Raw genomic sequence first — 26,960 nt, forward strand, 5'->3', positions numbered from 1 at the left:
AATACAACCTCCGGTGCTTACATACAAACATAGAGGTTGCCATGCCGTCGGGTCCACCGCTGTGCCAGAATCGAAGCATGCTTCGTTGGCTCACGGCCGGGGAATCCCACGGCCCCGAACTCATCGCCGTCCTGGAGGGGCTCCCCGCCGGGGTCCCCGTCTCGCTGGACGCCGTCCGCGCCGATCTCGCCCGCCGCAAGCTGGGCTACGGCCGCGGCGCACGGATGAAGTTCGAGCAGGACGCGCTGGAGGTCTCCGGCGGCGTGCGCCACGGCCTGAGCCTCGGCAGCCCGATCGCGCTGCGCATCGGCAACACCGAGTGGCCCAAGTGGGTCGACGTGATGAGCCCGGAGCCGGTCGACCCGGAGAAGCTCGCCACCGGGCGCGGCGCCGCGCTGACCCGGCCGCGTCCCGGCCACGCCGACCTGGTCGGCATGCAGAAGTACGGCTTCGACGAGGCCCGTCCGATCCTGGAGCGCGCGAGCGCCCGGGAGACCGCCGCCCGCGTCGCGCTCGGCGCCGTCGCCCGCTCGTTCCTCGCCGAGCTCGGCGTCACGCTGGTCAGCCACACGCTGTCCATCGGCCCGGTCCGCGTCCCCGAGGACGCCCCGCTGCCCACGCCTGCCGACGTGGCCACGCTCGACGCCGACCCGCTGCGCTGCTTCCACCCGGCCACCTCCGAGCGGATGGTCGCCGAGGTGGACGACGCCCACAAGGAGGGCGACACCCTCGGCGGCGTCGTCGAGGTGCTCGCCTACGGCCTCCCGCCGGGGCTCGGGTCGCACGTGCACTGGGACCGCCGGCTCGACGCGCAGCTCGCCGCCGCGCTCATGGGCATCCAGGCGATCAAGGGCGTGGAGGTCGGCGACGGCTTCCTGACCACCACCCGCCGGGGCTCGCAGGCGCACGACGAGCTCGTGGCCGAGGACGGCGCCATCCAGCGCACCAGCGACAAGGCCGGCGGCACCGAGGGCGGCATGAGCACCGGCAGCGTGCTGCGCGTCCGTGCCGGCATGAAGCCGATCGCCACCGTCCCGCACGCCCTCCGCACGATCGACATCGCCACGAGCGAGGCCGCTCCCGCACACCACCAGCGCTCCGACGTCTGCGCGGTCCCCGCGGCCGGCGTGGTCGCGGAGGCGATGGTGGCGCTCGTGCTTGCGAACGCGATGCTGGAGAAGTTCGGCGGCGACTCGGTCACCGAGACGGCGCGCAACCTCCGCGGCTACCTCGACGCCATCCCGCAGAACCTGGCAACCGAGCGCGCCAGCGCGCCCTACGCCTGAGTGCCGTGACGATCGTCCTGATCGGCCCGCCTGCGGCGGGCAAGACGCGGGTGGGCAAGCGCCTGGCCAAGCGGCTCGGCCTCCCGTTCGTGGACACCGACGCGGTCGTGGTCGCCGGGCACGGCGCCATCGCGGAGATCTTCGCGGCGCACGGCGAGCCGCACTTTCGCGCGCTCGAACGCGCCGCGGTCGCGGAGGCCGTCGCCCGCCCCGGCATCGTCTCGCTGGGCGGGGGAGCGGTGCTCGACCCGGACACGCAGGCCGACCTGGCCGCGACCCGCGTCGTCCTGCTGACCGTGCAGCCGGAGGCCATCGCCGCCCGGATCACCAACCGCAAGCGCCCGCTGGTCACCGACCTGGAGTCGTGGAAGCGACTCGTGGCGGTGCGCACCCCGCTTTACGAGTCGCTCGCGGACTACACCGCCGACACCTCGACCCGGCCGATCGACACCATCGTGGAGGAAATCGCGCGCTGGGTCGAAGACGGCTGGGTCGAAGACGGCCGGGTCGAAGACGGCCAGAGCACCGGACAGGACCAGAGCACCGAACAAGGAGAGTCATGACCGACCAGCCCACCGAGATCCTCGTACCCGGGGCGCAGCCGTACCCGGTCGTCATCGGCCGCGGCCTCCGGTTCGACCTCGCCGCGCACCTCGGCGCCGGGGTGCACAAGGTGCTCGTCGTGCACCCGCCGACGCTCGGGGCCGCGGCGGCCGAGCTGCGCGAGTCGCTGCTCGGGACGTACGAGGTGCTGCTCGCCGAGGTCCCGGACGCGGAGGCCGCCAAGCGCGTCGAGGTCGCGTCGTTCCTCTGGGGCATCATGGGCCAGGCCGATTTCACCCGCTCGGACGCCGTCGTCGGCTTCGGCGGCGGCGCCGTCACCGACCTGGCCGGCTTCGTCGCCGCGACCTGGCTGCGCGGCGTCCGGCTGGTGCAGGTCCCGACGACCGTGCTGGGGATGGTGGACGCCGCGGTCGGCGGCAAGACCGGAATCAACACCGCTGAGGGCAAGAACCTCGTCGGCGCCTTCTACGCGCCCGCCGCAGTGGTCTGCGACCTCGACACCCTGACCTCCCTCGGCCGTAACGAGCTGCTCGCGGGCTTCGCCGAGGTCGTCAAGTACGGCTTCATCGCCGAGCCGGAGATCCTGGACATCATCGAGCGCGATGTGGACGCCGCCACCGATCCCGAGTCGCCGGAGTTCCGCCGCCTCATCGAGCTGTCGATCGGGATCAAGGCGCGCGTGGTCGGAGAGGACTTCACCGAGCAGGGCCTCCGCGAGATCCTCAACTACGGCCACACGCTCGGCCACGCGATCGAGCACGCCGAGCGCTACCAGTGGCGGCACGGCGCGGCGATCTCCGTCGGGATGGTCTACGCCGCGGAGCTCGGCCGGCTGAGCGGTCGCCTGAGCGATGAGGCCGTCGACCGGCACCGCCGCATCCTGGAGTCGCTGACGCTGCCGACCAGCTACCCGGCCGGCCGCTGGCAGACCCTGCTGGCGACCATGCAGCGCGACAAGAAGGCCCGCGGCAGCCTGCTGCGCTTCATCGTGCTGGACGACATCGGCCGGCCGACCGTGCTCGCGGGGCCCGATCAGAGCCTGCTGTTCGCCGCGTACCAGGAGATCGGGTCCTGATGGCCAAGACCGTCGCGCAGAAGCTGCTGCTGAAGGAGGGCGATGCGCTGAGCGTCGTGGGCGCCGATGCGAAAGGCGGCCGCGCCGACGTCAACCGGGGCACCATCATCCGGGAGGCCGGCGCGTTCGGCTGGCGGCCGATCAGCAATATGGCCGTCGACGACGTCTGGTCGGCCGTGCGCGTCCGTCCGCTCGCCGACGGCGAGGCGCCGGTAGGGTGAGCGGCATGACTTCCGTCCTCGTCCTGAACGGTCCCAACCTCGGCAGGCTCGGCACCCGCGAGCCGGACGTGTACGGCGCGGGCACCCTGGAGGACCTCCGCGCCCAGCTGGTCGCGGACGCACCCGAGCTGGACATCGACCTGCGCCAGACGGACGTCGAGGGCGAACTGCTGGGCTGGCTGCACGAGGCGGCGGACTCCGGCGCGCCGGTCGTCCTGAACGCCGGCGCGTGGACGCACTACTCGTACGCGCTGCGCGACGCGGTCTCGCTCGTGACCAAGTCCGGCGGCACCGTGATCGAGGTGCACCTGTCGAACCCGCACGCGCGGGAGGAGTTCCGGCACACCAGCGTCCTCACCGCCGTCTCCACCGGTGTGATCGCCGGCTTCGGGTTCGAGTCGTACCGGCTGGCTCTGGCGTTCATTCGCCGAAACGCGCGCTGACGTCTAGAATCTTCTGGGGCTCCGTACGCTGAGCCCGTCGTGGACGGCGCGGGGCGCCGCTCCCACCTGAATCTTCCGCAAAGCGAATGGAACTCTGGCATGGCATCGACCGCTGACATCAAGAACGGCATCGTCCTCAACATCGACGGACAGCTCTGGAGCGTCATCGAGTTCCAGCACGTCAAGCCGGGCAAGGGTGGAGCGTTCGTCCGCACGAAGCTGAAGAACGTCACGACCGGCAAGACGGTCGACCGCACCTACAACGCGGGCGCGAAGATCGAGATCACCAACGTCGACCGCCGCGACTACCAGTACCTGTACCAGGACGGCGCCGACTTCGTCTTCATGGACACCAGCGACTATGACCAGATCACCATCCCCGGCCCGATCGTCGGCGACTCCGCCAACTTCATGCTCGAGAACCAGAACGTGACCGTCGCGCTGCACGAGGGCTCGCCGCTCTACGTCGAGCTCCCGGCCTCCGTCGTGCTCGAGATCACCTACACCGAGCCCGGCCTGCAGGGCGACCGCTCCACCGGCGGCACTAAGCCCGCCACCGTGGAGACCGGCTACCAGATCCAGGTCCCGCTGTTCCTCGAGACCGGCACCAAGGTCAAGGTCGACACCCGCACCGGCGACTACCTCGGCCGCGTCAACGACTAGTGAGCGCCCGGACCAAGGCGCGCAAGCGCGCCCTCGATGTGCTGTTCAGCGCCGACCTGCGGCAGCTCACCCTGCCGCAGGCGCTGGCGGCGGAGGCGGAGCGCGCGGCCAACGAGCCGACGCGTGAGGCCTCCTGGCTGTACGCCCGCGAGATCGTGGACGGCGTGATCGACCACCAGGACGAGATCGACGAGCAGATCGAGACGTACGCCCAGGGCTGGACCCTGGCGCGCATGCCCGCCGTCGATCGCGCCATCCTGCGGATCGGCGTCTGGGAGCTGCTGTTCAACGACGAGGTCCCGGACGGCGTCGCCATCTCGGAGGCCGTGGAGGCGGCGACCGTGCTGTCGACGGACGACTCGGCCGGCTTCGTGAACGGGCTGCTGGCCAAGATCGCGCAGAACCGCCCGCAGCGGGCATGACCCCGTCGGGCATGACCGCTTCGCGCCGGCTCCGCCGGTTCGTCGCCGCCGCGGTGCTCGCCGTCGCCGTGACCGCGGGCGTCGCCTCCTGCACGCTGCTCGGCGGTGACTCGAACGTCCCCGTCGCGACCGCGAAGCCCGCCACGGGCATCGACGGCGCGGCGAACTTCGCGGGCGGCTACGTCTGGGCGGGCTCCGGCCCGAAGAAGGTGGACCTCTGGTTCGACCCGATGTGCCCGGTCTGCGGCGCGTTCGAGAAGTCGAACGGCGCGACACTGGCGAACGCCGTCAAGGACGGCACGATCACCCTCCGCCTGCACCCGCTGACCTTCCTGGACCGGGTGTCCAACGGCACCGGGTACTCCACCCGCGCGTCGGCGGCGCTCGCCTGCGTCGCCGTGCACGACCCGGAACGGACGCTGGACTACTACCAGGCGCTGTTCGCGAACCAGCCGGAGGAGAACTCCAGCGGCCTCACCGACAAGCAGCTCGGGAAGCTCGCGACGGATCACGGCATCACCGACATCGCGGGCTGCATCGACCGCAGCGGGCCGTACCAGGCCTGGGCGCAGGCGAACACGGCGCACTCGCAGAGCGGCCCGATCACCGTCGACGGCAAAAAGGTGCTCGACAACATCCAGGGCACACCGACGGTGCTGGTGAACGGCAGGCAGTACACCGGCTCGATCAGCGACGAGAAGGAGTTCGCGAGCTTCCTCGGCCGGTGAGCGGCGCCGAGCCTGGTAGGCTCGACCCAATTGGCATCCTTTAACAGCCGTCCTGTGAGGCGGGGAAGGAGGTCGGCATGACAGCGCGCACCGTGCTGCAACAGGCTGACATCGCCCGGGCGTTGACTCGGATCTCGCACGAGATTCTGGAGTCCAACCGGGGAACGAACGACCTGGTGATCCTGGGCATCCCGACGCGGGGCGTCGTGCTCGCACGGCGGATCGCTGAGAACATCCAGCGGATCGAGCCGGACTCGGTCGCGTCGCCCGACGACATCGTCGGCGCCCTCGACGTGACGATGTACCGCGACGACCTCTCGCGCCACCCCACGCGGGCGCCGCAGCCGACCTCGCTGCCGGGGTCGATCGACGGGCGCACCGTCGTGCTGGTGGACGACGTGCTCTTCTCGGGCCGCACCATCCGCGCCGCGCTCGACGCGCTCAGCGACCTGGGGAGGCCTCGCGTCGTGCGCCTGGCCGTGCTGGTCGACCGCGGGCACCGCGAGCTGCCGATCCGGGCGGACTTCGTCGGCAAGAACCTGCCGTCGGCGGCCTCCGAGCGGATCTTCGTGCGGCTCGACGAGATCGACGGCGAGGAGTCGGTGACGATCGACGAGCCCGCCGCGGCCGAGGGGGGAGCGCGCGCATGAGGCACTTGCTGAGCACCAAGAGCCTGTCGCGGGACGACGCGATCACGCTGCTCGACGTCGCCGAGGACATGGCCGACGTGCAGGACAGGGAGGTCAAGAAGCTCCCGACCCTGCGCGGCAAGACGGTCGTCAACCTGTTCTTCGAGGACTCGACGCGCACGCGCATCTCGTTCGAGGCGGCGGCGAAGCGGCTCTCGGCGGACGTCATCAACTTCTCCGCCAAGGGCTCCAGCGTCTCCAAGGGCGAGAGCCTGAAGGACACCGCGCAGACTCTCGCGGCGATGGGCGCGGACGCGGTCGTCGTGCGGCACAGCGCCTCGGGCGCCCCGCAGACCCTCGCGACCAGCGGCTGGATCGACGCGGGCGTGCTCAACGCCGGCGACGGAACGCACGAGCATCCGACCCAGGCGCTGCTCGACGCCTTCACGATGCGGCGGCGGCTGCACGGCCGCGGCTCGCGAGGCCGCGACCTCGACGGCGTGAGCGTGACCATCGTCGGCGATATCCTGCACTCCCGCGTCGCCCGCTCCAACGTGTGGCTGCTGCAGACCCTGGGCGCGAAGGTGACCCTGGTCGCTCCGCCCACGCTGCTGCCGGTGGACGTGTCGAGCTGGCCGGCCGCGATCGGCTACGACCTGGACACGGCCATCGACGCCGGCCCGGACGTCGTGATGATGCTCCGCATCCAGGGCGAGCGGATGCACGCGGCCTACTTCCCCTCCGAGCGCGAGTACGCGCGGCGCTGGGGGCTGGACGACGAACGGCTGGGCCGGCTCGGGGCCGATAGCATTGTGATGCACCCGGGACCGATGAACCGCGGGCTGGAGATCTCGGCGGCCGCCGCCGACTCGCCGCGGTCGACGGTGCGGGAGCAGGTCGCCAACGGCGTGTCCGTGCGAATGGCCGCACTGTACCTGCTGCTCTCCGGAGGCGACAACAGTTCCCAGGCGATGAACGACGGGCGGACGACGAACGATGGTGGTGTGCGATGAGTGAGAGTGCGACGCAGAGGTTCCTGATCCGCGGCGCGACTCTGGCCGACGGCACGCGCACCGACCTCCTCCTCGCCGACGGGAGGATCGCCGCCACCGGCGCGGACGCGAGCGACGCCGGCGCGACCGCGATCGACGCGGACGGCCTGATCGCCCTCCCCGGCCTGGTCGACCTGCACACGCACCTGCGCGAGCCGGGCTACGAGCAGAGCGAGACGGTCCTGACCGGCACGCGCGCCGCCGCGGCCGGAGGCTTCACCGCCGTGTTCCCGATGGCGAACACCTCCCCGGTCGCCGACACCGCCGGCGTCGTGGAGCAGGTGCTCCGCCTCGGCGAGGCCGCCGGCTACGCGACCGTGCAGCCGATCGGCGCCGTGACCGTTGGCCTGGCGGGGGAGCGGCTGGCCGAGCTCGGCGCGATGGCCGACTCCCGCGCGAAGGTGCGGGTCTTCTCCGACGACGGCAAGTGCGTCTCCGACCCGCTGCTGATGCGCCGCGCGCTGGAGTACGTCAAGGCGTTCGGCGGCGTGATCGCGCAGCACGCGCAGGAGCCGCGGCTCACCGAGGGCGCCCAGATGAACGAGGGCGCGCTGTCCGGCGAGCTGGGCCTGACCGGGTGGCCGGCCGTGGCCGAGGAGTCGATCATCGCCCGCGACGTCCTCCTCGCCGAGCACGTCGGCTCGCGGCTGCACGTCTGCCATGTCTCGACCGCCGGCTCGGTGGACGTCATCCGCTGGGCCAAGGCCCGCGGCGTCGACGTCACGGCCGAGGTGACGCCGCACCACCTGCTGCTCACCGAGGAGCTGGCCTCCGGCTACGACGCCCGCTACAAGGTCAACCCGCCGTTGCGCCGGGCCGAGGACGTGGAGGCGCTGCGCGCCGGCCTCGCCGACGGCACGATCGACATCGTCGCGACCGACCACGCGCCGCACCCGGTGGAGTCCAAGGACTGCGAGTGGGACGCCGCCGCGTTCGGGATGGTCGGGCTGGAGTCCGCGCTCTCGGTGGTGCAGGCCTCAGTGGTCGACAACGGTCTCCTCGGCTGGACCGACATCGCCCGCGTGCTCTCGGCCGCTCCAGCCAGGATCGGCCGGCTGGACGGCCACGGCCTTCCGCTGGAGGTCGGCGCGCCCGCCGAGCTGTTCCTCTACGACCCGACCGCCTCGCGGGAGTTCTCGACGGGCGACCTCGCGGGCAAGGGCGTCAACTCGCCCTACCTGTCGATGACGCTGCCGGGCCGCGTGGTGGCGACCTTCCACCGCGGCTACGCCACCGTGCTCGACGGCGCGGTCGTCGAGGAGCTGGAGGCAGCTCGTGGATAAGCTCCTGCCGACCATCGGCATCCTCCTCGTCGTCATCGTCGTGCTGGCGCTCGCCCTGGTCGGCTGGCGACGGCGCGTCCGCCGCGACGCCCCGGCCGGCGGCGGCTACCCGGAGCCGGAGACCTCCGCGGCGCCGACGGCCTCCTCCGAGGTGCTCTACGTCGCCACGACCAAGGCCGGCGAGTCCCTGGAGCGATTGGCGCTGCCGGGCCTGTCGTACCGCGGCAGGGGAACGGTCGACGTCTCCGCCGACGGCGTCCGGCTCCGCGTCACGGGGGAGCAGCCGGTCTTCATCCCGGCCACGGCGCTCACCAGCATCGGCGCGGCCACGGTCACGATCGACCGGGTCGTGGAGCGGGACGGCCTGCTCCGGCTCGGCTGGACCACCAGCGGCGGAGCGTCCGCCGACAGCTACTTCCGGGTCGTGGACCCGGCCGGGCGCGGTCTCCTGACCGCGGCCGTCGAAGACATCCTCCCGGGCGGTCCGACGCCCGAGGCGACAAGTGAAAGCGAGGTGTGACGTGGCCGCAGCAGAACCTGCCGTGCTCGTCCTCGAAGACGGGAAGCGCTACGTGGGCCGGGCCTACGGCGCCCGTGGGCGGACGCTCGGCGAGGCGGTCTTCGCCACCGGCATGACCGGCTACCAGGAGAGCCTGACCGACCCGTCGTACGCGGGCCAGATCGTCCTCATGACGGCGCCGCACATCGGCAACACCGGCACGAACGACGAGGACATGGAGTCCCGGCGGATCTGGGTGGACGGCTTCGTCGTCCGCGAGCCCAGCCGCGTCGTGTCCAACTTCCGCGCCCAGCGCAGCCTCGACGACGACCTCGTCGAGCAGGGCGTCGTCGGCATCAGCGGCATCGACACCCGCGCCGTCACGCGGCACATCCGCTCGGCGGGCGCCATGCGCGCGGGGATCTTCTCCGGCGAGGACTTCGCGCTGAGCGACTCCGAGCAGCTGGAGCTGGTGCTCTCGGCTGCGAAGATGTCCGGCCGCAACCTCTCGGCCGAGGTCTCCACCGTCGAGCCCTACACCGTGCCCGCGGTCGGCGAGCGCGTCGGCTCGGTCGCGGTCCTCGACCTGGGCGTCAAGAAGTCCACGCTCGAGAACCTCGCGGCCCGCGGACTCGACGTGCACGTCCTCCCGCAGCAGGTCACCGCCGAGCACGTCCTCAGCCTCAACCCGTCCGCGCTGTTCTTCTCGAACGGGCCCGGCGACCCGCAGGCCTCCGACAAGCACGTCGCGCTCCTGCAGGAGACGCTGCGCGCCGGGCTGCCGTACTTCGGCATCTGCTTCGGCAACCAGCTCCTCGGCCGCGCGCTCGGGCTCACCACCTACAAGCTGCCGTTCGGCCACCGCGGGATCAACCAGCCGGTGCTCGACAAGCGCACCGGCCGGGTGGAGATCACCGCCCAGAACCACGGCTTCGCGGTCAAGGCGCCGATCGACGCGACCTTCGACTCCCCGGCCGGCTTCGGCCGGGTGGAGGTCAGCCACTTCAGCCTCAACGACAACGTCGTGGAGGGCCTGAACTGCCTCGACCTCGACGCCTTCAGCGTCCAGTACCACCCGGAGGCCGCCGCCGGTCCGCACGACGCCAACTACCTCTTCGACCGGTTCCTCGAGCTGATCCACAAGCGTGAGGCCGGGTCGCAGGACGACCAGAACCAGGAAGGCACGAACTGATGCCCAAACGCGACGACATCCACTCCGTCCTGGTCATCGGGTCCGGCCCGATCGTCATCGGCCAGGCCTGCGAGTTCGACTACTCCGGCACCCAGGCCTGCCGCGTGCTCAAGCAGGAGGGCGTGCGCGTCATCCTGGTGAACTCCAACCCGGCCACGATCATGACCGACCCGGACTTCGCCGACGCCACCTACGTCGAGCCGATCACCTGGGAGGTCATCGAGACCATCATCGCCAAGGAGAAGCCGGACGCGATCCTGCCGACCCTGGGCGGGCAGACCGCGCTCAACGCGGCCATGCAGCTGCACGAGCACGGCATCCTGGAGAAGTACGGCGTCGAGCTGATCGGCGCCAAGTTCGACGCCATCCAGAAGGGCGAGGACCGCCAGATCTTCAAGGAACTCGTGGTCGAGGCCGGCGCCGAGGTCGCGCGCTCGCACATCGCCCACACCGTCGAGGAGGCGCTGGAGTTCGCCGAGGACCTCGGCTACCCGCTCGTCGTCCGCCCGTCGTTCACGATGGGCGGCCTCGGCTCGGGCTTCGCCTACACGCCGGAGGACCTGCGCCGGATCGCCGGCGACGGCATCCACCAGAGCCCGACCAGCGAGGTGCTCCTGGAGGAGTCCATCCTCGGCTGGAAGGAGTACGAGCTCGAGCTGATGCGCGACACCTCCGACAACACGGTGGTCGTCTGCTCGATCGAGAACGTCGACCCGGTCGGCGTGCACACCGGCGACTCGATCACCGTCGCGCCCGCGCTGACGCTGACCGACCGCGAGTACCAGAAGCTGCGCGACATCGGCATCGACATCATCCGCGCGGTGGGCGTCGACACCGGCGGCTGCAACATCCAGTTCGCGGTGAACCCGGAGAATGGCCGGATCATCGTCATCGAGATGAACCCGCGCGTCTCCCGTTCGTCGGCGCTGGCGTCGAAGGCCACCGGCTTCCCGATCGCCAAGATCGCCGCGAAGCTCGCCATCGGCTACCGGCTGGACGAGATCCCGAACGACATCACCCAGGTGACCCCGGCCAGCTTCGAGCCGACGCTCGACTACGTCGTGGTCAAGGTGCCGCGGTTCGCGTTCGAGAAGTTCCCGGCCGCCGACCCGACGCTGACCACCACCATGAAGTCGGTGGGCGAGGCCATGGCGATCGGCCGCAGCTTCACGAGCGCGCTGCAGAAGGCGCTCCGCTCGCTGGAGAAGCGCGGCTCGTCCTTCCACTGGGGCCACGAGTCCCGCACCGTGGAGGAACTGCTGGAGTCGATCGCGACCCCGACCGACGGCCGGATCGTCGACGTGCAGCAGGCCCTCCGCCTCGGCGCGACGCCCGAGCAGGTCTTCGAGGCCACCAAGATCGACCCCTGGTTCATCGACCAGATCGTGCTGATCAACGAGGTCGCCGAGCAGCTCCGCGACGCCGAGACCCTCGACACCGACACCCTCCGCTACGCCAAGGACCACGGCTTCTCCGACGCCCAGATCGGCGAGCTGCGCGGCTTCGGCGAGGCCGACGTGCGCGAGGTGCGCCACATCCTCGGCGTGCGCCCGGTCTACAAGACGGTCGACACCTGCGCAGGCGAGTTCCCCGCGCTCACGCCGTACCACTACTCGAGCTACGACGAGGAGACCGAGGTCGTCGCGAGCGACAGCCGCAAGGTCGTCATCCTCGGCTCCGGCCCGAACCGCATCGGCCAGGGCGTCGAGTTCGACTACTCCTGCGTGCACGCCTCGTTCGCCCTGCACGACGCCGGGTTCGAGACGATCATGATCAACTGCAACCCGGAGACGGTCTCGACCGACTACGACACCTCCGACCGCCTGTACTTCGAGCCGCTGACGCTCGAGGACGTGCTGGAGGTCATCCACGCCGAGTCGCAGTCCGGCGAGCTGGTCGGCGTCGTCGTGCAGCTCGGCGGCCAGACCGCCCTCGGCCTCGCCAAGGGGCTGGAGGCGGCGGGCGTCCCGATCCTCGGCACCACCCCCGAGGCGATCGACCTGGCGGAGGAGCGCGGCCTGTTCGCCGGCATCCTCGAGAACGCCGGGCTGCTGGCCCCGCGCAACGGCACGGCGATCGACTTCCCGTCCGCCGCGCACGCGGCGGAGCAGATCGGCTACCCGGTGCTCGTCCGCCCGAGCTTCGTGCTCGGCGGCCGGGGCATGGAGATCGTCTACGACACCGCCTCGCTGGCGGACTACTTCGAGCGGGTCGCGGGTCAGGGCATCGTCGGACCGTCGCACCCGCTGCTGGTCGACCGGTTCCTGGACGACGCGATCGAGATCGACGTGGACGCCCTGTACGACGGCGAACGGCTGTACATCGGCGGCGTCATGGAGCACATCGAGGAGGCCGGCATCCACTCCGGCGACTCGAGCTGCACGCTCCCGCCCATCACGCTCGGCCGCCGGGAGATCGACCGCGTGCGCGAGGCGACCCTGAAGATCGCCGAGGGCATCGGCGTCCGCGGCCTGCTGAACGTGCAGTTCGCGATCGGCGCCGGCGTGCTCTACGTGCTGGAGGCCAACCCGCGCGCGTCGCGGACGGTCCCGTTCGTGTCGAAGGCGCTCGGCATCCCGCTCGCCAAGGCCGCGTCCCGGATCATGGTCGGCGACACCATCGCCGGACTGGTCGAGGAGGGCCTGCTCCCCGAGACCGATGGCTCGGTCATCCCGATGGACTCGCCCGTCGCCGTCAAGGAGGCCGTGCTGCCGTTCAAGCGGTTCCGCACCCGCGAGGGCAAGATCGTGGACTCGGTGCTCGGCCCGGAGATGCGCTCCACCGGCGAGGTGATGGGCATCGACCGCGACTTCCCGACGTCGTTCGCCAAGAGCCAGGCCGCTGCCTACGGCGGCATGCCGCTGGAGGGCACCGTGTTCGTCTCGGTCTCCGACCGGGACAAGCGCGCGATCGTCCTCCCTGTGCTGCGCCTGAAGCAGCTCGGCTACGACATCGTCGCAACCGAGGGCACTGCCGAGGTGCTCAACCGCAACGGCATCGCCGCGGGGATCGTGCGCAAGTTCAGCGAGGCGCCGGAGGAGGACTCGGTCGTCGGGCTCATCACGCGCAACGAGGTGGACGTCGTCATCAACACGCCGAGCGGCCGGTCCGCCCGTGCCGACGGCTACGAGATCCGCGCCGCTGCGGTGGCCGGCGACAAGCCGCTGTTCACTACGATCGCCGAGCTGAGCGCCGCCGTCGCGTCGCTCGACGCGGTGCGCGAGGGCTTCGAGGTGACGTCGCTGCAGGAGTACGCCCGGCAGAGGGCCGAGCGGGCGTGACGGCGCTCGGCTCGACCTCCCCGGCTGCGGTGCCGTTCGGCGACCGGCTCGCCGCCGCGTTCGCCGCACACGGCCGGCTGTGCGTCGGCATCGACCCGCACGCGCACCTGCTGGCGGACTGGGGCCTGGAGGCCTCGGCCGCCGGCGTGCGCGCGTTCGGCCTGCGGGTAGTGGAGGCCGCCGCCGGCCGCGCCGGGATCGTGAAGCCGCAGGTGGCGTTCTTCGAGCGCTACGGGTCCGCGGGTTACGCGGCGCTGGAGGACGTCCTCCTGGCGGCGCGCGACGCCGGGCTGCTGGTGATCGCGGACGCCAAGCGCGGCGACATCGGCACCAGCGTCGCGGCGTACGCCGAGGCCTGGCTGACCCCCGGCTCGCCGCTGGAGGCCGACGCCATGACGATCGCCGCCTTCCAGGGCGTCGGCTCGATCGCGGACCCGATGCGGCTCGCCGAGGCGAGCGGGAAGGGCCTGTTCGTCCTCGCGGCGACGTCCAACCCCGAGGCCGCGGCCATCCAGCAGGCGGTCGTCGCCGACGGCCCCCGTGCCGGGATGACGGTCGCCCGTGCGATCATCGAAGACGTGCACGCGTTCAACCAGGAGCAGCCAACGCATCTCTTCGGCACGGTCGGCCTGGTGCTCGGCGCCACGGTCGCGCTGGGGGACTACGGGATCGACACCGCCACCGCGATGGCGCCGGCCGTGCCGGTGCTCGCGCCCGGCTTCGGCCATCAGGGCGCGCGCGTCGAGGACGTCGAGCGCCTGTTCGGGGCGTTCGCGCCCGGCGTGATCGTGAGCGAGTCGCGCGGGCTGCTGGCCGCAGGACCCGACGGCCTGGCCGACGCGATCGCGCGTCGAGCGGAGGAGGTGCGCGCCAGCCATGGCTGAGACCCGCAGCGAGGCCCCCGCCTCCCGCCGCCCCGCTCCGCCGGAGGTCGACCGGACCGCCGCGTCCGCCGCCGCTGTCGCAGCCCGCCGGGCGCGCGCCGCCGTCAAGAACGCCATCGCCTCCCGCGAGGTCTCTCCGCTGGTCGTCCTCGACCGCGCGACCGCCGCGCCCGACGGCGTGGAGGGCCGGCTCCGCGTCACCGAGTTCCTGTTGAGCGTCCCCGCGATCGGGACCACGAAGATGCAGGAGGCCCTGCAGCGCCTCGCCATCTCTCCCGCCAAGCGGCTCGGCGGCCTCGGCCGGCACCAGCGGCTCAAGCTCCGCGAGTTCCTGATCGAGCGCGAGAACCGTTCCGGCCGCCGCCGCAATCAGCTCGTCGTGCTGGCGGGTCCCACCGCCGTCGGCAAGGGCACCGTCTCCACGTACATCCGGGAGAACTACCCGGACGTGCTGCTGTCGGTCTCCGCGACCACGCGGGCCCCGCGGCCCGGCGAGGTCGACGGCGTCAACTACTACTTCGTCGACGACGCCGAGTTCGACCGGATGATCGAGGCCGGTGAGCTCCTGGAGCACGCCACCGTGCACAACGCCTACCGCTACGGCACGCCGCGCGCGCCGATCGAGGCGGCGCTGGAGCAGGGCAGGAGCGTCCTGCTGGAGATCGACCTCCAGGGCGCCCGCCAGGTGCGCGAGTCGATGCCGGAGGCGCGGCTGATCTTCCTGCTGCCGCCGACCTGGGACGAGCTGGTCAGACGCCTGATCGGGCGCGGCACCGAGGAGGCGGCCGAACAGCAGCGCCGGCTCGAGACCGCCAAGGTGGAACTGGCGGCCCAGGACGAGTTCGACTACCGCGTGGTCAACCACACGGTCGCTGAGGCTGCCCGGGAGGTCGTAGACTTGATGAAGGTCCGCGCGGCGCCGGCGCGCCCGTAGGCCGGATCTCACGCGCCGACACCGGCGCCATCCGCAGTTTCTCCGCGTCTCGACACCGCGAGGCCCGGACGCAATGAACAGAGAGGGTTACCGCAATGGCAACCACCAACAACGGCATCATCGACCCGCCCATCGACGACCTCCTGGCTCGCGTCGAGTCCAAGTACGCGCTGGTCATCTTCGCCTCCAAGCGCGCCCGCCAGATCAACGACTACTACGCCGACCTGCACGAGGGCAGCCTGTTCGACAACGTCGGCCCGCTGGTCGACTCGTCCGTCGACGACAAGCCCCTCTCGGTCGCGCTCCACGAGATCAACGAGGACAAGCTCGTCATCAAGCCGCTGGCCGCGGAGTAACCTCCCGGCCCTTCCGGCAGACAGAGAGCCGCCGACCGAGCGCAAGAGAACGACCGCAGCCGGGACCGTGTCCCGCTGGCTGGAGGAGATGCCGCCGTGAGCCCACGATTGACCGTCGTCGTCGGAGTGACCGGCGGCATCGCCGCGTACAAAGCCGTCGGGGTCATCCGCGCGCTGGTGCTGGAAGGGCACTCGGTGCACGTGGTGGCGACGGAGGCCGCGCTGCGGTTCGTGGGCCGGCCGACCCTCGAGGCGATCAGCCGCAACCCTGTGGCGACCGACCTCTACGAGGGCGTCGCCGAGGTGCGGCACGTGGCCATCGGCCAGTCCGCCGACCTGATCGTCATCGCCCCGGCGACGGCGAACACCCTGGCGAAGCTCGCCGCCGGCATCGCCGACGACCTGCTCGGCAACACGGTCCTCGCCTCGACCGCTCCGCTCGTCGTGGCCCCGGCGATGCACACCGAGATGTGGCGCAACGCCGCCACGGTCGCCAACGTCGCCACGCTGCGCAGCCGCGGCGTCACCGTCGTGGGCCCGGCCTCCGGGCAGCTCACCGGCGCGGACTCCGGCCCCGGCCGCATGGAGGAGCCCGAGGTGATCGTGCGGGCGGCTCTGCGCGCCGCCGGCATCTCGCCGCGCCTGGCGGTGTCGGCCGTGCCGGAGCCGGTCGCCGACGTCGTGGTGCTCTCCGAGCGCCGCCGCGCCAACGAGGCGTCGCGTCGGCCGCGCGGGGGAGTGGACCTCGCCGGCAAGCGCGTCGTCGTGACCGCGGGCGGCACGCGCGAGCCGCTGGACCCGGTGCGGTTCCTCGGCAACCGGTCGAGCGGACGGCAGGGCGTCGCCGTCGCCGCGGCGGCACAGGCCCGCGGCGCCGAGGTCGTCCTCATCGCCGCGCACCTGGAGGTCGAGCCGCCAGAGGGTGTCGAGCTGATCCACGTGCAGACCGCGCTGGAGCTGCAGGAGGCCGTCACCGAGGCGGCGCGCTCGGCCGACGTCGTCGTGATGACCGCGGCGGTCGCCGACTACCGGCCCGCCGTGATGCGCGACTCCAAGATCAAGAAGACCGAGGCCGGCCAGAGCCTGACGATCGAACTCGTCGCCAACCCCGACATCCTCGCCGGCCTCTCCGCCGCCAAGCGCGAGGGCCAGGTCGTCGTGGGCTTCGCGGCGGAGACCGAGCCGGACCCGTCGACGCTCATCGAGCTGGGGCGCAGCAAGCTCGCGGCCAAGGGCAGCGACTTCCTCGTGCTGAACCAGGTCGGCTGGGAGCAGGGCTTCGCAACGGAGAGCAACGAGGTCGTCGTGCTCCGCAGGGGCGGGGATATAGTGATGGAGGCCTCGGGGAGCAAGCTGTCGGTGGCCGACCGTATCTTGGACGTCGTCGTTTAGTCGTCGACCAGGGCCCCGGCATCCCCTGGCCCCGTCCGCGCCGCGATCAACGATCAGGGAGAACAATGGCAGATCTGCGCCTCTTCACGTCCGAGTCGGTCACGGAAGGACACCCGGACAAGATCTGCGACCAGATCTCCGACAGCATCCTCGACGCGCTGCTCGCGGTCGACCCGCACAGCCGCGTCGCCGTCGAGACGCTGGTGACCACTGGTCTCGTCCACGTCGCCGGCGAGGTGACGACGAATGGCTACGTCGAGATCCCCGCGCTGGTGCGCGAGAAGATCGTCCAGATCGGCTACGACTCGTCCGACGTCAGCTTCGACGGCACCCAGTGCGGTGTGTCCGTCTCGATCGGCGCCCAGTCGCCCGACATCGCCCAGGGCGTCGACAACGCCTTCGAGTCGCGCGCCGAGCAGAGCACGGACGACCTCGACCGCCAGGGTGCGGGCGACCAGGGCATCATGTTCGGCTTCGCCACCACCGAGACGCCGCAGTACATGCCGCTCCCGATCTGGCTGGCGCACCGTCTCGCCGAGCGCCTCGCCGCCGTGCGCAAGGACGGCACGCTCGACTATCTCCGCCCGGACGGCAAGACCCAGGTCACCATCGGCTACGAGGGCTACACGCCGCGATCGGTGGAGACCGTCGTGCTCTCCACCCAGCACGCGCCGCACATCTCCAGCGAGCAGCTCCAGGCCGAGGTGATCGAGGAGGTCATCGCCCCGGTCATGCACGAGGCCGGGCTGGAGACTGCGCACATCCGCACGCTCATCAACCCGACCGGCCGCTTCGAGATCGGCGGCCCGAAGGGCGACGCCGGGCTCACCGGCCGCAAGATCATCGTCGACACCTACGGCGGCGCCAGCCGGCACGGCGGCGGCGCGTTCTCGGGCAAGGACCCGTCGAAGGTCGACCGTTCGGCGGCGTACGCGATGCGCTGGGTCGCGAAGAACGCCGTCGCGGCGGGGCTCGCCGACCGGCTCGAAGTGCAGATCGCGTATGCGATCGGCAAGGCCGCCCCGGTCGGGCTCTACGTGGAGTCGTTCGGCACCGGTCACGTGTCCGACGAGCGCATCATCCGGGCCGTCCGCGAGGTCTTCGACCTGCGCCCGGCGGCGATCGTGCGCGACCTCGACCTGCTGCGGCCGATCTACGGGCAGACGGCGACCTACGGCCACTTCGGCCGCGAACTCCCCGACTTCACCTGGGAGCGGCTGGACCGCGTCGACGACCTGCGCTCCGCCGCGGGGCTGTAACCGTGCCGGCGGCCGCCACGGTCGCCCGTGTGCTCCTCGACTCGCCGCTCCCGCAGCTCGACCATCTCTTCGACTACAGCGTCCCCGAGGAACTCGCCGCGCAGGCGGTGCCCGGGGTCCGGGTGCGCGTCCCGCTGCGCTCGGCCGGCCGCGTCGCCGATGGCTACCTGGTGGAGCTCGCGGAGCCGGACGAGGCGTTCTCCGGCACGCTGAGCCCGCTGGAGGCCGTGGTGTCGCCGGTGGCGGTGCTCACCGAGCCGGTGTGGCGGCTGGCGCGGAAGCTCGCGGACCGGAGCGCCGGGACGGCCAGCGACATCCTCCGGCTGGCGGTGCCGCCGCGCATGGTGCGGGTGGAGAAGGCGTGGCTGGCGGCACGGGAGGCGGGCGCTGCCGCCGACGGCACCGACGCGCCGACCGAACCGGCGCCGGCGGTGTTCCCGGTGCGCGGCTACGGTTCCGGCGTGGTGGAGGCCGCGGTGGCGGCGGGAGAGCGCATCGCGCTGCGGCCGATCCCGCGGTTGAGCAAACTCCCGGACGGCACCTGGGTCGGTGAGTGGGCGATCACGCTCGCCGCGCTCGCGACGGCCACCTGGCGCGTGGGCGACACCGCCATCGTCGCCGTGCCCGACCATCGCGACCTGGAGCAGCTCGGGGCCGCGCTGGCGGCGATCGCGCCCGCGGCCGCGGTGGTCCGCGCCGACGCCTCCCAGTCCAACCCGGAACGGTACAAGGGCTTCCTCGCCGCGCTGTCCGGTCCGCGCATCGTGATCGGCAACCGCTCGGTGGTCTACGCCCCGGCCGCCCGCCTCGGCCTGGTCGCCGTGTGGGAGGACAGCGACCCGCTGTTCGCCGAGCCGCTGAGCCCTTACGTGCACACGCGCGACGCCGCGCTCGTCCGGCAGGAGCTGGACGGCGGGGCGCTCGTGCTGAGCGGGCTGGTCCGCAGCGTGGAGGCGCAGCGGCTGGTCGAGCTGGGCTGGCTGCGCGATCTCGGGCCCGAACGCGCGCACAGCGCCAAGGTCGTGCTGACCGCGAATCAGAGCGCCGACGAGCCCGCCGCCCGTGCCGCGCGCATCCCGTCGTCTGCCTGGCGGGCCGCCCGGGAGGCGCTGAGCGGCGAGAGCGGGCGGCCGCGCGGTCCCGTGCTCGTCCAGGTGGCCCGGCCGGGCTACGTGCCGGTGCTGTCGTGCGCCCACTGCGGCCAGGCGGCGCACTGCACCCGCTGCCAGGGCCCGCTCGGGCAGCGCCGGGCGGGCGCGACGCCGTCCTGCAACGTGTGCGGAGCTCTCGCCACCGAGTGGCGCTGCACGCGCTGCGAGCACACGAAGCTGCGGATGGTGACGCCGGGCTCCGGCCGGACGGCCGAGGAGCTGGGCCGTGCCTTCCCCGGCACGCGCGTGATCCTCGCGGACGGCGACCACCCGGTGCAGCGGGTCGGCGCAGCGCCTGCGCTCGTGGTCGCCACGCGCGGCGCCGAGCCGATCGCGGAGGGCGGCTATCAGGCGGTGCTGCTGCTCGACGGCGAGCGGATGCTGGCGAACGAGACGCTGCATGTTGCCGAGGACTGTCTGCGCTGGTGGACGAGCGCCGCGGTGCTGGCCGCTGCGGGCGCTCCCACTGTGCTCGTCGGCGTCTCCGGCGACCTTGCGCGCGACTTCGCCACGGGCCGCCTGGTCGAGTTCGCCCGCGAGGAGCTGGCCGACCGCCGCCAGCTCCGCTTCCCGCCCGCCGTCCGACTGGCCTCCGTCACCGGTGCGGCCGAGGCGGTGGGCGGGGTGCTGAAGGCGGTCGACCCCGAGCTCCTGATCGACGTGCTCGGCCCGGCCGAGGTCGACGAGACGACGGTCCGGGCGATTCTGCGGTTCGAGTACGCGAAGGGCGCCGAGGTCGCGGCGGCCGTCCGGGCCACGGTGGTGCGCAACGCGACGCAGCGCCGCAGGGCCCCCGGGGGCCGTCCCGGCTACCGCCCCGCGCCGACGCTCCGCGTCCGCTTCGACGACCCCGAGGTCCTCTAGCCGCCGCCACGTCGCCGGTAGACTCGGGGGCTGGACCAGACCGAAAGAACCTTGACATGCGACTCGTCTTCGCCGGCACGCCCGCCGTCGCCGTCCCTTCCCTCAACGCCCTCGCCGAGCGGTTCGACATCGCCGCCGTCATCACCCGCGAGGACGCGCCGCTCGGCCGCAAGCGCGTGCTGACGCCGTCGCCCGTCGCCGACGCCGCGGCCGCCCTCGACCTCCCGGTCATCAAGGCCAACCGGCTGGACGAGGCGGTCACCGACCAGGTGGCGCGCCTCGAGGCCGACCTCGGCGTGATCGTCGCATACGGCGGCCTGGTCCGGGAGCCGCTGCTCTCGACCCCGCGGCTCGGCTGGGTCAATCTGCACTTCTCGCTCCTGCCCCGCTGGCGCGGCGCGGCGCCCGTCCAGCGCGCGGTCATGGCCGGCGACGCCGAGACCGGAGCCGCCGTGTTCCAGCTGGTGCCCGGCCTCGACGCCGGCGACGTGTTCGCCGAGCTGCGGCTGCCGATCCCGGCCGACGCGACGGCAGGGGAGCTACTCGACAGCCTCTCGTACGACGGCGCGCTGCTGCTCGTTGACACCGTCGCCGCGCTGGCGGACGGCACAGCCGAGGCCGTCCCGCAGTCGGGCGAGCCGGTGCTCGCGCCGAAGCTCACCATCGACGACGCCCACCTCGACTTCACCCAGCCGGTGGAGGAGGTCTATGCGCGCCTGCGCGGCGTGACCCCCGAGCCCGGGGCCTGGGCGCTGCTCGGCGGCGAGCGGTTCAAGATCCATGCGGCGCGCCCGGCGCCGGGGCTGTCCCTCCCGGTCGGCGTGGTCGCCGAGACGGAGGGCCGCATCGAGGTGGGCACCGGGACGACGCCGCTCGAACTGCTCACGGTGCAGCCGGCCGGCAAGCGTGCGATGGACGCCGCCGACTGGTGGCGCGGCGCCGGCGGGGAGGCGGTGCTGGCATGAACGACCACAAGCACGGCGATCACAAGCACAACGATCACGGCCGCAACCGCCCCGGCCGCAGCGGCGCCGAGCGCACCCGCGTCCAGCCCTCGCGAAAAGTCGCCCTCGACGTCATCTCCGCCGTCCGCGAGTCGGACGCCTACGCCAACCTCCTGCTGCCCGGCCGCATCGCCCGGGCGGGACTCTCGCCGGCTGATGCGGCGCTCGCCACCGAGCTGACGTACGGCACGCTGCGGATGCAGGGGTACTACGACCGCGTGATCGCGCGCGCCGCCGGCCGCACGGTCGACAAGATCGACCCGCCGCTGCTCGACGTGCTGCGGCTCGGCGCGCACCAGCTCCTGTCGACCCGCGTGGCCTCGCACGCCGCGGTCAACGAGTCGGTCGCGCTGGCGCGCCAGGTCGGCAGCCGCTCCGGCACCGGGTTCGTCAACGGCGTGCTCCGCGAGATCGGCCGCTCCACGCCCGAGGAGTGGCGTGCGCGGGTGCTGGCGGACGCGAAGAACGAGGACGAGCGCTACGCGGCGCTCAGCTCGCACCCGGCCTGGATCGTGCGCGCGTTCCACCGCTCCCTGGAGTCCGAGGGCCGCGGGGAGGAGCTGGAGGCGCTGCTGGAGGCCGACAACATCGCTCCGCGGGTCAACCTCGTCGCGCTTCCGGGCCTGGCCGACCCGCCGGAGGGCACGCGCCCCGACCGCTTCTCTCCCGTCGGCTTCACCGCGGGCGGAGGCGACCCGCAGGGGCTCGTGACCGAGGCGGAGGGCCGGCTCCGGGTGCAGGACGAGGGCTCGCAGCTCGCCGCGCTCGCGCTGACCCGTGCGCGGCCGGTCGAGCCGGGGGAGCGCTGGCTCGACCTGTGCGCGGGACCTGGCGGCAAGGCGGCGCTGCTGGCGGCCGAGGCGCTCGCGGGCGGCGCGACCCTGGTCGCGAACGAGGTGGTGCCCGCCCGGGCCGAACTGGTCCGCCGCGCCCTCGCGGCCGTGCCGCTCGACGTCCAGATCTGGGAGCGCGACGGCATCGGCATCGGCGCGGAGGAGCCGGAGACGTTCGACCGCATTCTGCTCGACGCGCCGTGCACCGGCCTGGGCGCGCTGCGCCGCCGCCCCGAGGCGCGCTGGCGGAAGACCCCGCGCGATGTGGCCGAGCTGACCGCGCTGCAGGCGCAGCTCGTCGACTCCGCCGTGGCGGCGCTGAAGCCCGGCGGTCTCCTGGCCTACGTCACGTGCTCCCCGCACGTCGCGGAGACCCGCGCGATCGTGGCCGACGCCCTCGACCGGCACCGCGGCTCGCTGCGGCCGGTGGCCACGGCCGACATCGTGCAGTCGGTCGCCGAGGAGCGGCTCGACCTCGCGGGCGACGCCGAGCAGGTCCAGCTCTGGCCGCACCGCCACCTGACCGACGCGATGTTCATCGCGCTGCTGGAGAAGCCGGGCCCGGCCTCAGCGACCGCATAGGCTGGGACCCATGGCGACGCGCATCAACCCGAGCATCCTGGCGGCGGACTTCGTGAACCTGGAGCGCGACCTCCACGCCATCGCCACGGCCGACCTGGTGCACGTGGACGTCATGGACAACCATTTCGTGCCGAACCTCACGTTCGGTCCGCAAATGGTGGGCCGCATCCAGGACGTCAGCCCGATCCCGCTCGACGTGCACCTGATGATCGACGACCCCGACCGCTGGGCCCCCGGCTACGCGGAGCTCGGCGCCTACTCGGTGACCTTCCACGCGGAGGCGGCCGCCGACCCGGTCGGGCTCGCCCGCCGGCTGCGCTCCCTCGGGGCCCGCGCGGGGATCGCGCTCAAGCCCGGCACGCCGGCCGAGGGGTACCTCGACCTCCTGCCGGAGTTCGACCAGGTGCTGGTGATGACGGTGGAGCCCGGTTTCGGCGGCCAGTCGTTCATGGCAGAGACGATGCCCAAGCTGCGGTCGCTGCGCGAGGCGGTGGCGTCCCGCGGCCTGGACGTCTGGCTGCAGGTGGACGGCGGCGTCACCGAGGAGACCATCGTGACCGCGGCGGAGAACGGCGCCGACACCTTCGTGGCCGGGTCGAGCGTCTTCCGCGGCGAGCCGGCCGAGCGGATCGCCGGCCTGCGGGCCGCGGTGGCGGCGCACACCCACTGAGGTCTGCGCCGCCGACGGGTCAGCCCTGGGCCGGTGCGGCCTCCGTCGCCACAGCGGGAGCCCGTGCGGGGATGATCGACAGCGCGGCGACCGCGAGCAGCGCCGTCGCGGCGAACACGTAGAACCCGCCGGGGTAGGCCAGGCCGAGCGAGACCAGCGTCCCGGTCACCGCCGGGCCCAGGATCGCGCCCAGCCGGCCGATGCCCGCCGCGAAGCCGAGTGCCGTGCCGCGGATCTCGGGCGGGTAGAGCTGGGTGATGAACGCGTAGACGAGCACCTGCGCCGAGAACACGAACACGCCGGTGACGAAGACCGCGGCGTACAGCATCGTCACGTCGTCCATCCGGATGCTGAGGATCGCCAGCAGCACGCCCGCGAGCGCGAACCAGGCCATCGCCACGCGCTTGGTGCCGGCCCGGTCGGCCACGATCCCGGCCAGGACGAGGCCGGTGACGGCGCCCGCGTTCAGGGTGAGCAGGAGCCCGAGCGAGTCGGTGGAGCCGTAGCCGGCGTCGCGCATGAGCTGCGGCAGCCAGGTGTTCAGCCCGTAGACCAGCAGCAGGCCCATGAAGGACGCCACCCAGACGCCGACGCTGATCGTGACGTAGCGGCGCTCGACCAGCCGGCGCACCGTCGGGCGCGGGGCGGACGTGCGCTCCCGGCGCGACTCGGGGAGGCCGAGCCGGATCAGCGGGACGGTGACGAGCCCGGCGACGCCGCCGATCACGAACAGCACCCGCCAGTCCGGGATGACGGACATGGCGATGAGCGCCGTGAGGACGGCGCCGACGTGATAGCCCGTCATAGTGAGGGTGGTCGCCTTGCCCGCGCGCCCGCTCGGCATCAGCTCGGTGACGTACGCGATGGTGACCGGCAGGCAGGCGCCCAGCGCGAGGCCCGCGAGCACGCGGAACAGCCCGAACACGAACACGTTCGGCGCGATGACCACCGCGAGGGTGAGCAGCGAGAAGACCGTCACGCAGAGCAGCAGGCAGAGCCTCCTGCCGTAGCGGTCGGCGAGCGGGCCGACGGTCAGCGCGCCGACGCCGACGCCGACCAGCCCGGCCGTGGCGACCGCAGTGGCGGCCGGAGCATCGAAGCCGAGTTCGTTCGTGCTCAGGAGGGTGGGGATGACGGTGCCGAGCACCACCAGGTCGAAGCCGTCGAGCGCGACGATCACCCAGCACAGGAGCAGGGGCCAGAACGCGGCGCGGCCGGTGGACAGCGGGGAGGTGGTCGGTGCCAAAGGGAATCTCCTCGTCGAGATGGTATGTCAGATGAGACCTGGCGACATTAGCACATCACGCGCGGTCGACGCCCGCGGACGGGGTCACGCGGAGCGACCCGCGCTCCGCGACCGGTACGCTGTAACGGTGAAAACCTTCGACGACCTCTTCGCCGAGCTCAGCGAGAAGGCCGAGACCCGCCCGGAGGGCTCCGGGACGGTTCGCGAGCTGGACGCGGGCGTGCACGCCATCGGAAAGAAGATCGTGGAGGAGGCTGCCGAGGTCTGGATGGCCGCCGAGTACGAGTCCGACGAGGCCACGGCCGAGGAGATCTCCCAGCTCCTCTACCACCTCCAGGTGCTGCTGCTCGCCAAGGGCCTCACGCCGGCCGACGTGTACCGACATCTGTGACGACCGCCTCCCACCTCTGTCGAACACGTCACGAAAGTCGAATCACATGCTGAAGATCGCCGTCCCCAACAAGGGCTCCCTCTCCGAGACCGCGGCGCAGATGCTCCACGAGGCGGGCTACAACGGCCGCCGCGACCCCAAGGAGCTCATCGTCGCCGACCCCCGCAACGGGGTGGAGTTCTTCTACCTCCGGCCGCGCGACATCGCCACCTACGTCGGCTCCGGCGCCCTGGACGTCGGCATCACCGGCCGCGACCTCCTGATCGACTCGGAGTCGCCCGCCGCCGAGATCGCGGCGCTCGACTTCGCCGCCTCCACCTTCCGCTTCGCCGGCCCCGCGGGCACCTACACCGACCTCGCCGACCTGGAGGGCAAGCGCGTCGCGACGAGCTATCCGGGCCTGGTCGGCGGCTTCCTCGCCGAGAACGGCGTGGACGCCGCGCTCATCAAGCTCGACGGCGCCGTGGAGTCCGCCGTGCGGCTCGGCGTCGCGGACGCGGTGGCGGACGTGGTCGAGACCGGCTCCACGCTCCGCAAGCAGGGCCTGGAGATCTTCGGCCCGGTCATCCTGGAGTCCGAGGCCGTGCTGGTCTCCTCGCCGTCGCCCGCGGCCGGGGTGGACACCCTGCTCCGCCGGCTGCAGGGCGTCATGGTCGCCCGCCAGTACGTGCTGGTCGACTACAACCTGCCGGTCGCGCTGCTGGACCGGGCCGTCGCACTGACGCCCGGCGTGGAGTCGCCGACCGTGTCGCCGCTCGGCGAGCCCGACTGGGTGGCCGTGCGGGTCATGATCAAGCGCGACAGCACCAACCACGTCATGGACGACCTCTACGAGCTCGGCGCCCGGGCGATCCTGGTCACATCGATCCACGCGGCGCGCATCTGATGAGCGTCGCGGTCCGGGTCATCCCCTGTCTCGACGTGGCCGCCGGACGCGTCGTCAAGGGCGTCAACTTCCAGAACCTGCGCGACCAGGGCGACCCGGTGGAGCTCGCCCGGCGGTACTTCGAGCAGGGTGCGGACGAGCTGACCTTCCTCGACGTCACGGCGACGGTCGACGACCGGGCGACCACCTACGACGTCGTGCGGGCGACGGCCGAGCAGGTCTTCATCCCGCTCACGGTCGGCGGCGGCGTACGCAGCACCGAGGATGTGGCCAAGCTGCTGGGCAGCGGCGCCGACAAGGTCGGCGTGAACTCGGCCGCGATCGCGCGCCCCGAGCTGGTGGCGGAGATCGCCCGGCGCTTCGGCGCGCAGGTGCTCGTGCTCTCGCTCGACGTCAAGCGCTCGGCGGCGACCCCCTCCGGTTTCGTGGTGACGACGCACGGCGGCCGCACCGAGACGAGGATCGACGCTCTGGACTGGGCGGCGCGCGCTGTCGAGCTCGGCGCCGGCGAGCTCCTGGTCAACTCGATCGACGCCGACGGCACCAAGGAGGGCTTCGACCTGGAGCTCATCCGCGAGATCCGGGCGATCAGCCGCGTCCCGGTCATCGCGTCCGGCGGTGCAGGGGCGGTGGGGGACTTCGTCCCCGCGATCGAAGCCGGGGCGGACGCCGTGCTCGCCGCGAGCGTGTTCCACTCGGGCGAGTTGACGATCGATGATGTGAAGGACGAACTGCTGCGCGCAGGTCTGGAGGTGCGCTCATGACCGGGCTCGACGACGTGATCGGCCGGATCCGCTTCACCGACGCCGGGCTGGTGCCCGCCGTCATCCAGCAGTGGGACTCCCGTGAGGTGCTGATGATGGGCTGGATGGACGCGGAGGCCGTGCGCCGCACGCTCACCGAGGGCCGCGTGACCTTCTGGTCGCGCTCCCGGCAGGAGTACTGGCGCAAGGGCGACACCTCCGGGCACGTCCAGTACGTGAAGGGCGCCGCGCTCGACTGCGACGGCGACACCCTGCTGGTGACCGTCGATCAGGTCGGCGCGGCCTGCCACACGGGGACGCGCACCTGCTTCGACGCCGATGTGCTCGCGCCCGCCGTGGGCGGAGCGGAGACCGACGAGCTGATCACGGAGATGGGGTCCGACCTGTGACCGCGACCGCGAACGGC

28 protein-coding genes are annotated in these 26,960 nt (G+C 72.1%); 27 read left to right on the plus strand and 1 reads right to left on the minus strand.

Features of this window, described 5'->3' with window-relative positions:
* Positions 1-77 precede the first annotated feature (77 nt).
* The 23 genes from aroC to rpe all read left to right on the plus strand — a co-directional run bounded on the left by aroC (position 78) and on the right by rpe (position 23,267).
* Entirely contained in the window at positions 78-1,286 is a 1,209-nt protein-coding gene (gene aroC, locus AC1ROW_RS01120) for a chorismate synthase (protein ID WP_493017037.1), read from the plus strand.
* A 5-nt stretch (positions 1,287-1,291) separates the two neighbouring features.
* The gene (locus AC1ROW_RS01125; protein WP_493017038.1) at positions 1,292-1,849 is read left to right on the plus strand and encodes a shikimate kinase; all 558 of its coding nucleotides are present in this window, start codon (positions 1,292-1,294) and stop codon (positions 1,847-1,849) included.
* Complete coding sequence (aroB, locus tag AC1ROW_RS01130) at positions 1,846-2,925, plus strand: 3-dehydroquinate synthase (protein WP_493017039.1); 1,080 nt, start codon at positions 1,846-1,848, stop codon at positions 2,923-2,925. The genes AC1ROW_RS01125 and aroB overlap by 4 nt, the downstream gene beginning before the upstream one ends.
* Entirely contained in the window at positions 2,925-3,146 is a 222-nt protein-coding gene (locus AC1ROW_RS01135) for a hypothetical protein (RefSeq protein ID WP_493017040.1), read from the plus strand. Before aroB ends, AC1ROW_RS01135 begins: the two co-directional genes overlap by 1 nt.
* Before the next feature lie 5 nt (positions 3,147-3,151).
* The gene (locus AC1ROW_RS01140) at positions 3,152-3,589 is read left to right on the plus strand and encodes a type II 3-dehydroquinate dehydratase (RefSeq protein ID WP_493017041.1); all 438 of its coding nucleotides are present in this window, start codon (positions 3,152-3,154) and stop codon (positions 3,587-3,589) included.
* 99 nt (positions 3,590-3,688) lie between these two features.
* Complete coding sequence (gene efp, locus AC1ROW_RS01145; protein WP_493017042.1) at positions 3,689-4,252, plus strand: elongation factor P; 564 nt, start codon at positions 3,689-3,691, stop codon at positions 4,250-4,252.
* Complete coding sequence (gene nusB / locus AC1ROW_RS01150) at positions 4,252-4,674, plus strand: transcription antitermination factor NusB (RefSeq protein ID WP_208039424.1); 423 nt, start codon at positions 4,252-4,254, stop codon at positions 4,672-4,674. The genes efp and nusB overlap by 1 nt, the downstream gene beginning before the upstream one ends.
* A gap of 11 nt (positions 4,675-4,685) precedes the next feature.
* Positions 4,686-5,402, plus strand: a complete 717-nt coding sequence (locus AC1ROW_RS01155) for a DsbA family protein (protein WP_493017043.1) — start codon at positions 4,686-4,688, stop codon at positions 5,400-5,402.
* 77 nt (positions 5,403-5,479) lie between these two features.
* Positions 5,480-6,052 (plus strand): bifunctional pyr operon transcriptional regulator/uracil phosphoribosyltransferase PyrR, encoded by a 573-nt coding sequence (gene pyrR / locus AC1ROW_RS01160; RefSeq protein ID WP_493017044.1) that lies wholly within the window; start codon positions 5,480-5,482, stop codon positions 6,050-6,052.
* Entirely contained in the window at positions 6,049-7,044 is a 996-nt protein-coding gene (locus AC1ROW_RS01165) for an aspartate carbamoyltransferase catalytic subunit (protein WP_493017045.1), read from the plus strand. Before pyrR ends, AC1ROW_RS01165 begins: the two co-directional genes overlap by 4 nt.
* The gene (locus AC1ROW_RS01170) at positions 7,041-8,366 is read left to right on the plus strand and encodes a dihydroorotase (RefSeq protein WP_493017046.1); all 1,326 of its coding nucleotides are present in this window, start codon (positions 7,041-7,043) and stop codon (positions 8,364-8,366) included. The genes AC1ROW_RS01165 and AC1ROW_RS01170 overlap by 4 nt, the downstream gene beginning before the upstream one ends.
* Positions 8,359-8,886 carry a PH-like domain-containing protein gene (locus tag AC1ROW_RS01175; RefSeq protein WP_493017047.1) on the plus strand — a complete coding sequence of 176 codons (528 nt, stop codon included), beginning with the start codon at positions 8,359-8,361 and terminating at the stop codon, positions 8,884-8,886. Before AC1ROW_RS01170 ends, AC1ROW_RS01175 begins: the two co-directional genes overlap by 8 nt.
* Position 8,887: 1 nt before the next feature.
* Entirely contained in the window at positions 8,888-10,057 is a 1,170-nt protein-coding gene (carA, locus tag AC1ROW_RS01180; protein WP_493017048.1) for a glutamine-hydrolyzing carbamoyl-phosphate synthase small subunit, read from the plus strand.
* Positions 10,057-13,338, plus strand: coding sequence for a carbamoyl-phosphate synthase large subunit (gene carB, locus AC1ROW_RS01185; RefSeq protein ID WP_493017049.1), 3,282 nt, complete (start codon positions 10,057-10,059; stop codon positions 13,336-13,338). The genes carA and carB overlap by 1 nt, the downstream gene beginning before the upstream one ends.
* 29 nt (positions 13,339-13,367) lie before the next feature.
* Complete coding sequence (gene pyrF / locus AC1ROW_RS01190; protein WP_493018338.1) at positions 13,368-14,222, plus strand: orotidine-5'-phosphate decarboxylase; 855 nt, start codon at positions 13,368-13,370, stop codon at positions 14,220-14,222.
* Positions 14,215-15,156 (plus strand): guanylate kinase, encoded by a 942-nt coding sequence (gene gmk, locus AC1ROW_RS01195; protein WP_493017050.1) that lies wholly within the window; start codon positions 14,215-14,217, stop codon positions 15,154-15,156. The genes pyrF and gmk overlap by 8 nt, the downstream gene beginning before the upstream one ends.
* A gap of 95 nt (positions 15,157-15,251) precedes the next feature.
* Positions 15,252-15,512 carry a DNA-directed RNA polymerase subunit omega gene (rpoZ, locus tag AC1ROW_RS01200; protein WP_185277257.1) on the plus strand — a complete coding sequence of 87 codons (261 nt, stop codon included), beginning with the start codon at positions 15,252-15,254 and terminating at the stop codon, positions 15,510-15,512.
* Positions 15,513-15,620: 108 nt separating this feature from the next.
* On the plus strand, positions 15,621-16,904 hold the full coding sequence (locus AC1ROW_RS01205; protein WP_493018339.1) for a bifunctional phosphopantothenoylcysteine decarboxylase/phosphopantothenate synthase: 1,284 nt from the start codon (positions 15,621-15,623) through the stop codon (positions 16,902-16,904).
* A 65-nt stretch (positions 16,905-16,969) separates the two neighbouring features.
* Positions 16,970-18,163: a methionine adenosyltransferase gene (metK, locus tag AC1ROW_RS01210; RefSeq protein ID WP_493017051.1), complete on the plus strand. Its 1,194-nt coding sequence runs from the start codon at positions 16,970-16,972 to the stop codon at positions 18,161-18,163.
* A gap of 2 nt (positions 18,164-18,165) precedes the next feature.
* A complete protein-coding gene (locus AC1ROW_RS01215) occupies positions 18,166-20,178 on the plus strand; it encodes a primosomal protein N' family DNA-binding protein (RefSeq protein ID WP_493017052.1) in 2,013 nt (670 codons plus the stop codon).
* A 56-nt stretch (positions 20,179-20,234) separates the two neighbouring features.
* Complete coding sequence (gene fmt / locus AC1ROW_RS01220) at positions 20,235-21,143, plus strand: methionyl-tRNA formyltransferase (protein WP_493017053.1); 909 nt, start codon at positions 20,235-20,237, stop codon at positions 21,141-21,143.
* Positions 21,140-22,597, plus strand: coding sequence for an RsmB/NOP family class I SAM-dependent RNA methyltransferase (locus AC1ROW_RS01225; RefSeq protein ID WP_493017054.1), 1,458 nt, complete (start codon positions 21,140-21,142; stop codon positions 22,595-22,597). The genes fmt and AC1ROW_RS01225 overlap by 4 nt, the downstream gene beginning before the upstream one ends.
* 10 nt (positions 22,598-22,607) lie before the next feature.
* On the plus strand, positions 22,608-23,267 hold the full coding sequence (gene rpe, locus AC1ROW_RS01230; RefSeq protein WP_493017055.1) for a ribulose-phosphate 3-epimerase: 660 nt from the start codon (positions 22,608-22,610) through the stop codon (positions 23,265-23,267).
* A gap of 19 nt (positions 23,268-23,286) precedes the next feature.
* Here rpe and AC1ROW_RS01235 read toward each other — a convergent pair whose 3' ends face one another.
* A complete protein-coding gene (locus AC1ROW_RS01235; RefSeq protein WP_493017056.1) occupies positions 23,287-24,513 on the minus strand; it encodes an MFS transporter in 1,227 nt (408 codons plus the stop codon).
* 127 nt (positions 24,514-24,640) lie between these two features.
* On the opposite strand from AC1ROW_RS01235, the gene AC1ROW_RS01240 reads away from it, so the two are divergent.
* Genes AC1ROW_RS01240 through hisI form a run of 4 tightly spaced genes read left to right on the plus strand, consistent with a single transcriptional unit; the run spans position 24,641 to position 26,943 of the window.
* A complete protein-coding gene (locus tag AC1ROW_RS01240) occupies positions 24,641-24,904 on the plus strand; it encodes a phosphoribosyl-ATP diphosphatase (RefSeq protein ID WP_179605777.1) in 264 nt (87 codons plus the stop codon).
* Positions 24,905-24,950: 46 nt separating this feature from the next.
* Positions 24,951-25,790, plus strand: a complete 840-nt coding sequence (hisG, locus tag AC1ROW_RS01245) for an ATP phosphoribosyltransferase (protein WP_493017057.1) — start codon at positions 24,951-24,953, stop codon at positions 25,788-25,790.
* Positions 25,790-26,554 (plus strand): imidazole glycerol phosphate synthase subunit HisF, encoded by a 765-nt coding sequence (gene hisF / locus AC1ROW_RS01250; RefSeq protein WP_493017058.1) that lies wholly within the window; start codon positions 25,790-25,792, stop codon positions 26,552-26,554. Before hisG ends, hisF begins: the two co-directional genes overlap by 1 nt.
* The gene (gene hisI, locus AC1ROW_RS01255) at positions 26,551-26,943 is read left to right on the plus strand and encodes a phosphoribosyl-AMP cyclohydrolase (RefSeq protein ID WP_493017059.1); all 393 of its coding nucleotides are present in this window, start codon (positions 26,551-26,553) and stop codon (positions 26,941-26,943) included. The genes hisF and hisI overlap by 4 nt, the downstream gene beginning before the upstream one ends.
* Positions 26,944-26,960 lie beyond the last annotated feature (17 nt).

It is taken from the genome of Leifsonia sp. GW821-FHT13C09 (assembly GCF_058806435.1).

Coding starts and splice junctions, on each gene's coding strand:
- aroC (WP_493017037.1), top strand. CDS start 78: ATGCTTCGTTGGCTCACGGCCGGGGAATCCCACGGCCCCGAACTCATC.
- aroB (WP_493017039.1), top strand. CDS start 1,846: ATGACCGACCAGCCCACCGAGATCCTCGTACCCGGGGCGCAGCCGTAC.
- AC1ROW_RS01135 (WP_493017040.1), top strand. CDS start 2,925: ATGGCCAAGACCGTCGCGCAGAAGCTGCTGCTGAAGGAGGGCGATGCG.
- AC1ROW_RS01140 (WP_493017041.1), top strand. CDS start 3,152: ATGACTTCCGTCCTCGTCCTGAACGGTCCCAACCTCGGCAGGCTCGGC.
- efp (WP_493017042.1), top strand. CDS start 3,689: ATGGCATCGACCGCTGACATCAAGAACGGCATCGTCCTCAACATCGAC.
- AC1ROW_RS01155 (WP_493017043.1), top strand. CDS start 4,686: ATGACCGCTTCGCGCCGGCTCCGCCGGTTCGTCGCCGCCGCGGTGCTC.
- pyrR (WP_493017044.1), top strand. CDS start 5,480: ATGACAGCGCGCACCGTGCTGCAACAGGCTGACATCGCCCGGGCGTTG.
- AC1ROW_RS01165 (WP_493017045.1), top strand. CDS start 6,049: ATGAGGCACTTGCTGAGCACCAAGAGCCTGTCGCGGGACGACGCGATC.
- AC1ROW_RS01170 (WP_493017046.1), top strand. CDS start 7,041: ATGAGTGAGAGTGCGACGCAGAGGTTCCTGATCCGCGGCGCGACTCTG.
- carB (WP_493017049.1), top strand. CDS start 10,057: ATGCCCAAACGCGACGACATCCACTCCGTCCTGGTCATCGGGTCCGGC.
- gmk (WP_493017050.1), top strand. CDS start 14,215: ATGGCTGAGACCCGCAGCGAGGCCCCCGCCTCCCGCCGCCCCGCTCCG.
- rpoZ (WP_185277257.1), top strand. CDS start 15,252: ATGGCAACCACCAACAACGGCATCATCGACCCGCCCATCGACGACCTC.
- metK (WP_493017051.1), top strand. CDS start 16,970: ATGGCAGATCTGCGCCTCTTCACGTCCGAGTCGGTCACGGAAGGACAC.
- fmt (WP_493017053.1), top strand. CDS start 20,235: ATGCGACTCGTCTTCGCCGGCACGCCCGCCGTCGCCGTCCCTTCCCTC.
- AC1ROW_RS01225 (WP_493017054.1), top strand. CDS start 21,140: ATGAACGACCACAAGCACGGCGATCACAAGCACAACGATCACGGCCGC.
- rpe (WP_493017055.1), top strand. CDS start 22,608: ATGGCGACGCGCATCAACCCGAGCATCCTGGCGGCGGACTTCGTGAAC.
- hisG (WP_493017057.1), top strand. CDS start 24,951: ATGCTGAAGATCGCCGTCCCCAACAAGGGCTCCCTCTCCGAGACCGCG.
- hisF (WP_493017058.1), top strand. CDS start 25,790: ATGAGCGTCGCGGTCCGGGTCATCCCCTGTCTCGACGTGGCCGCCGGA.
- hisI (WP_493017059.1), top strand. CDS start 26,551: ATGACCGGGCTCGACGACGTGATCGGCCGGATCCGCTTCACCGACGCC.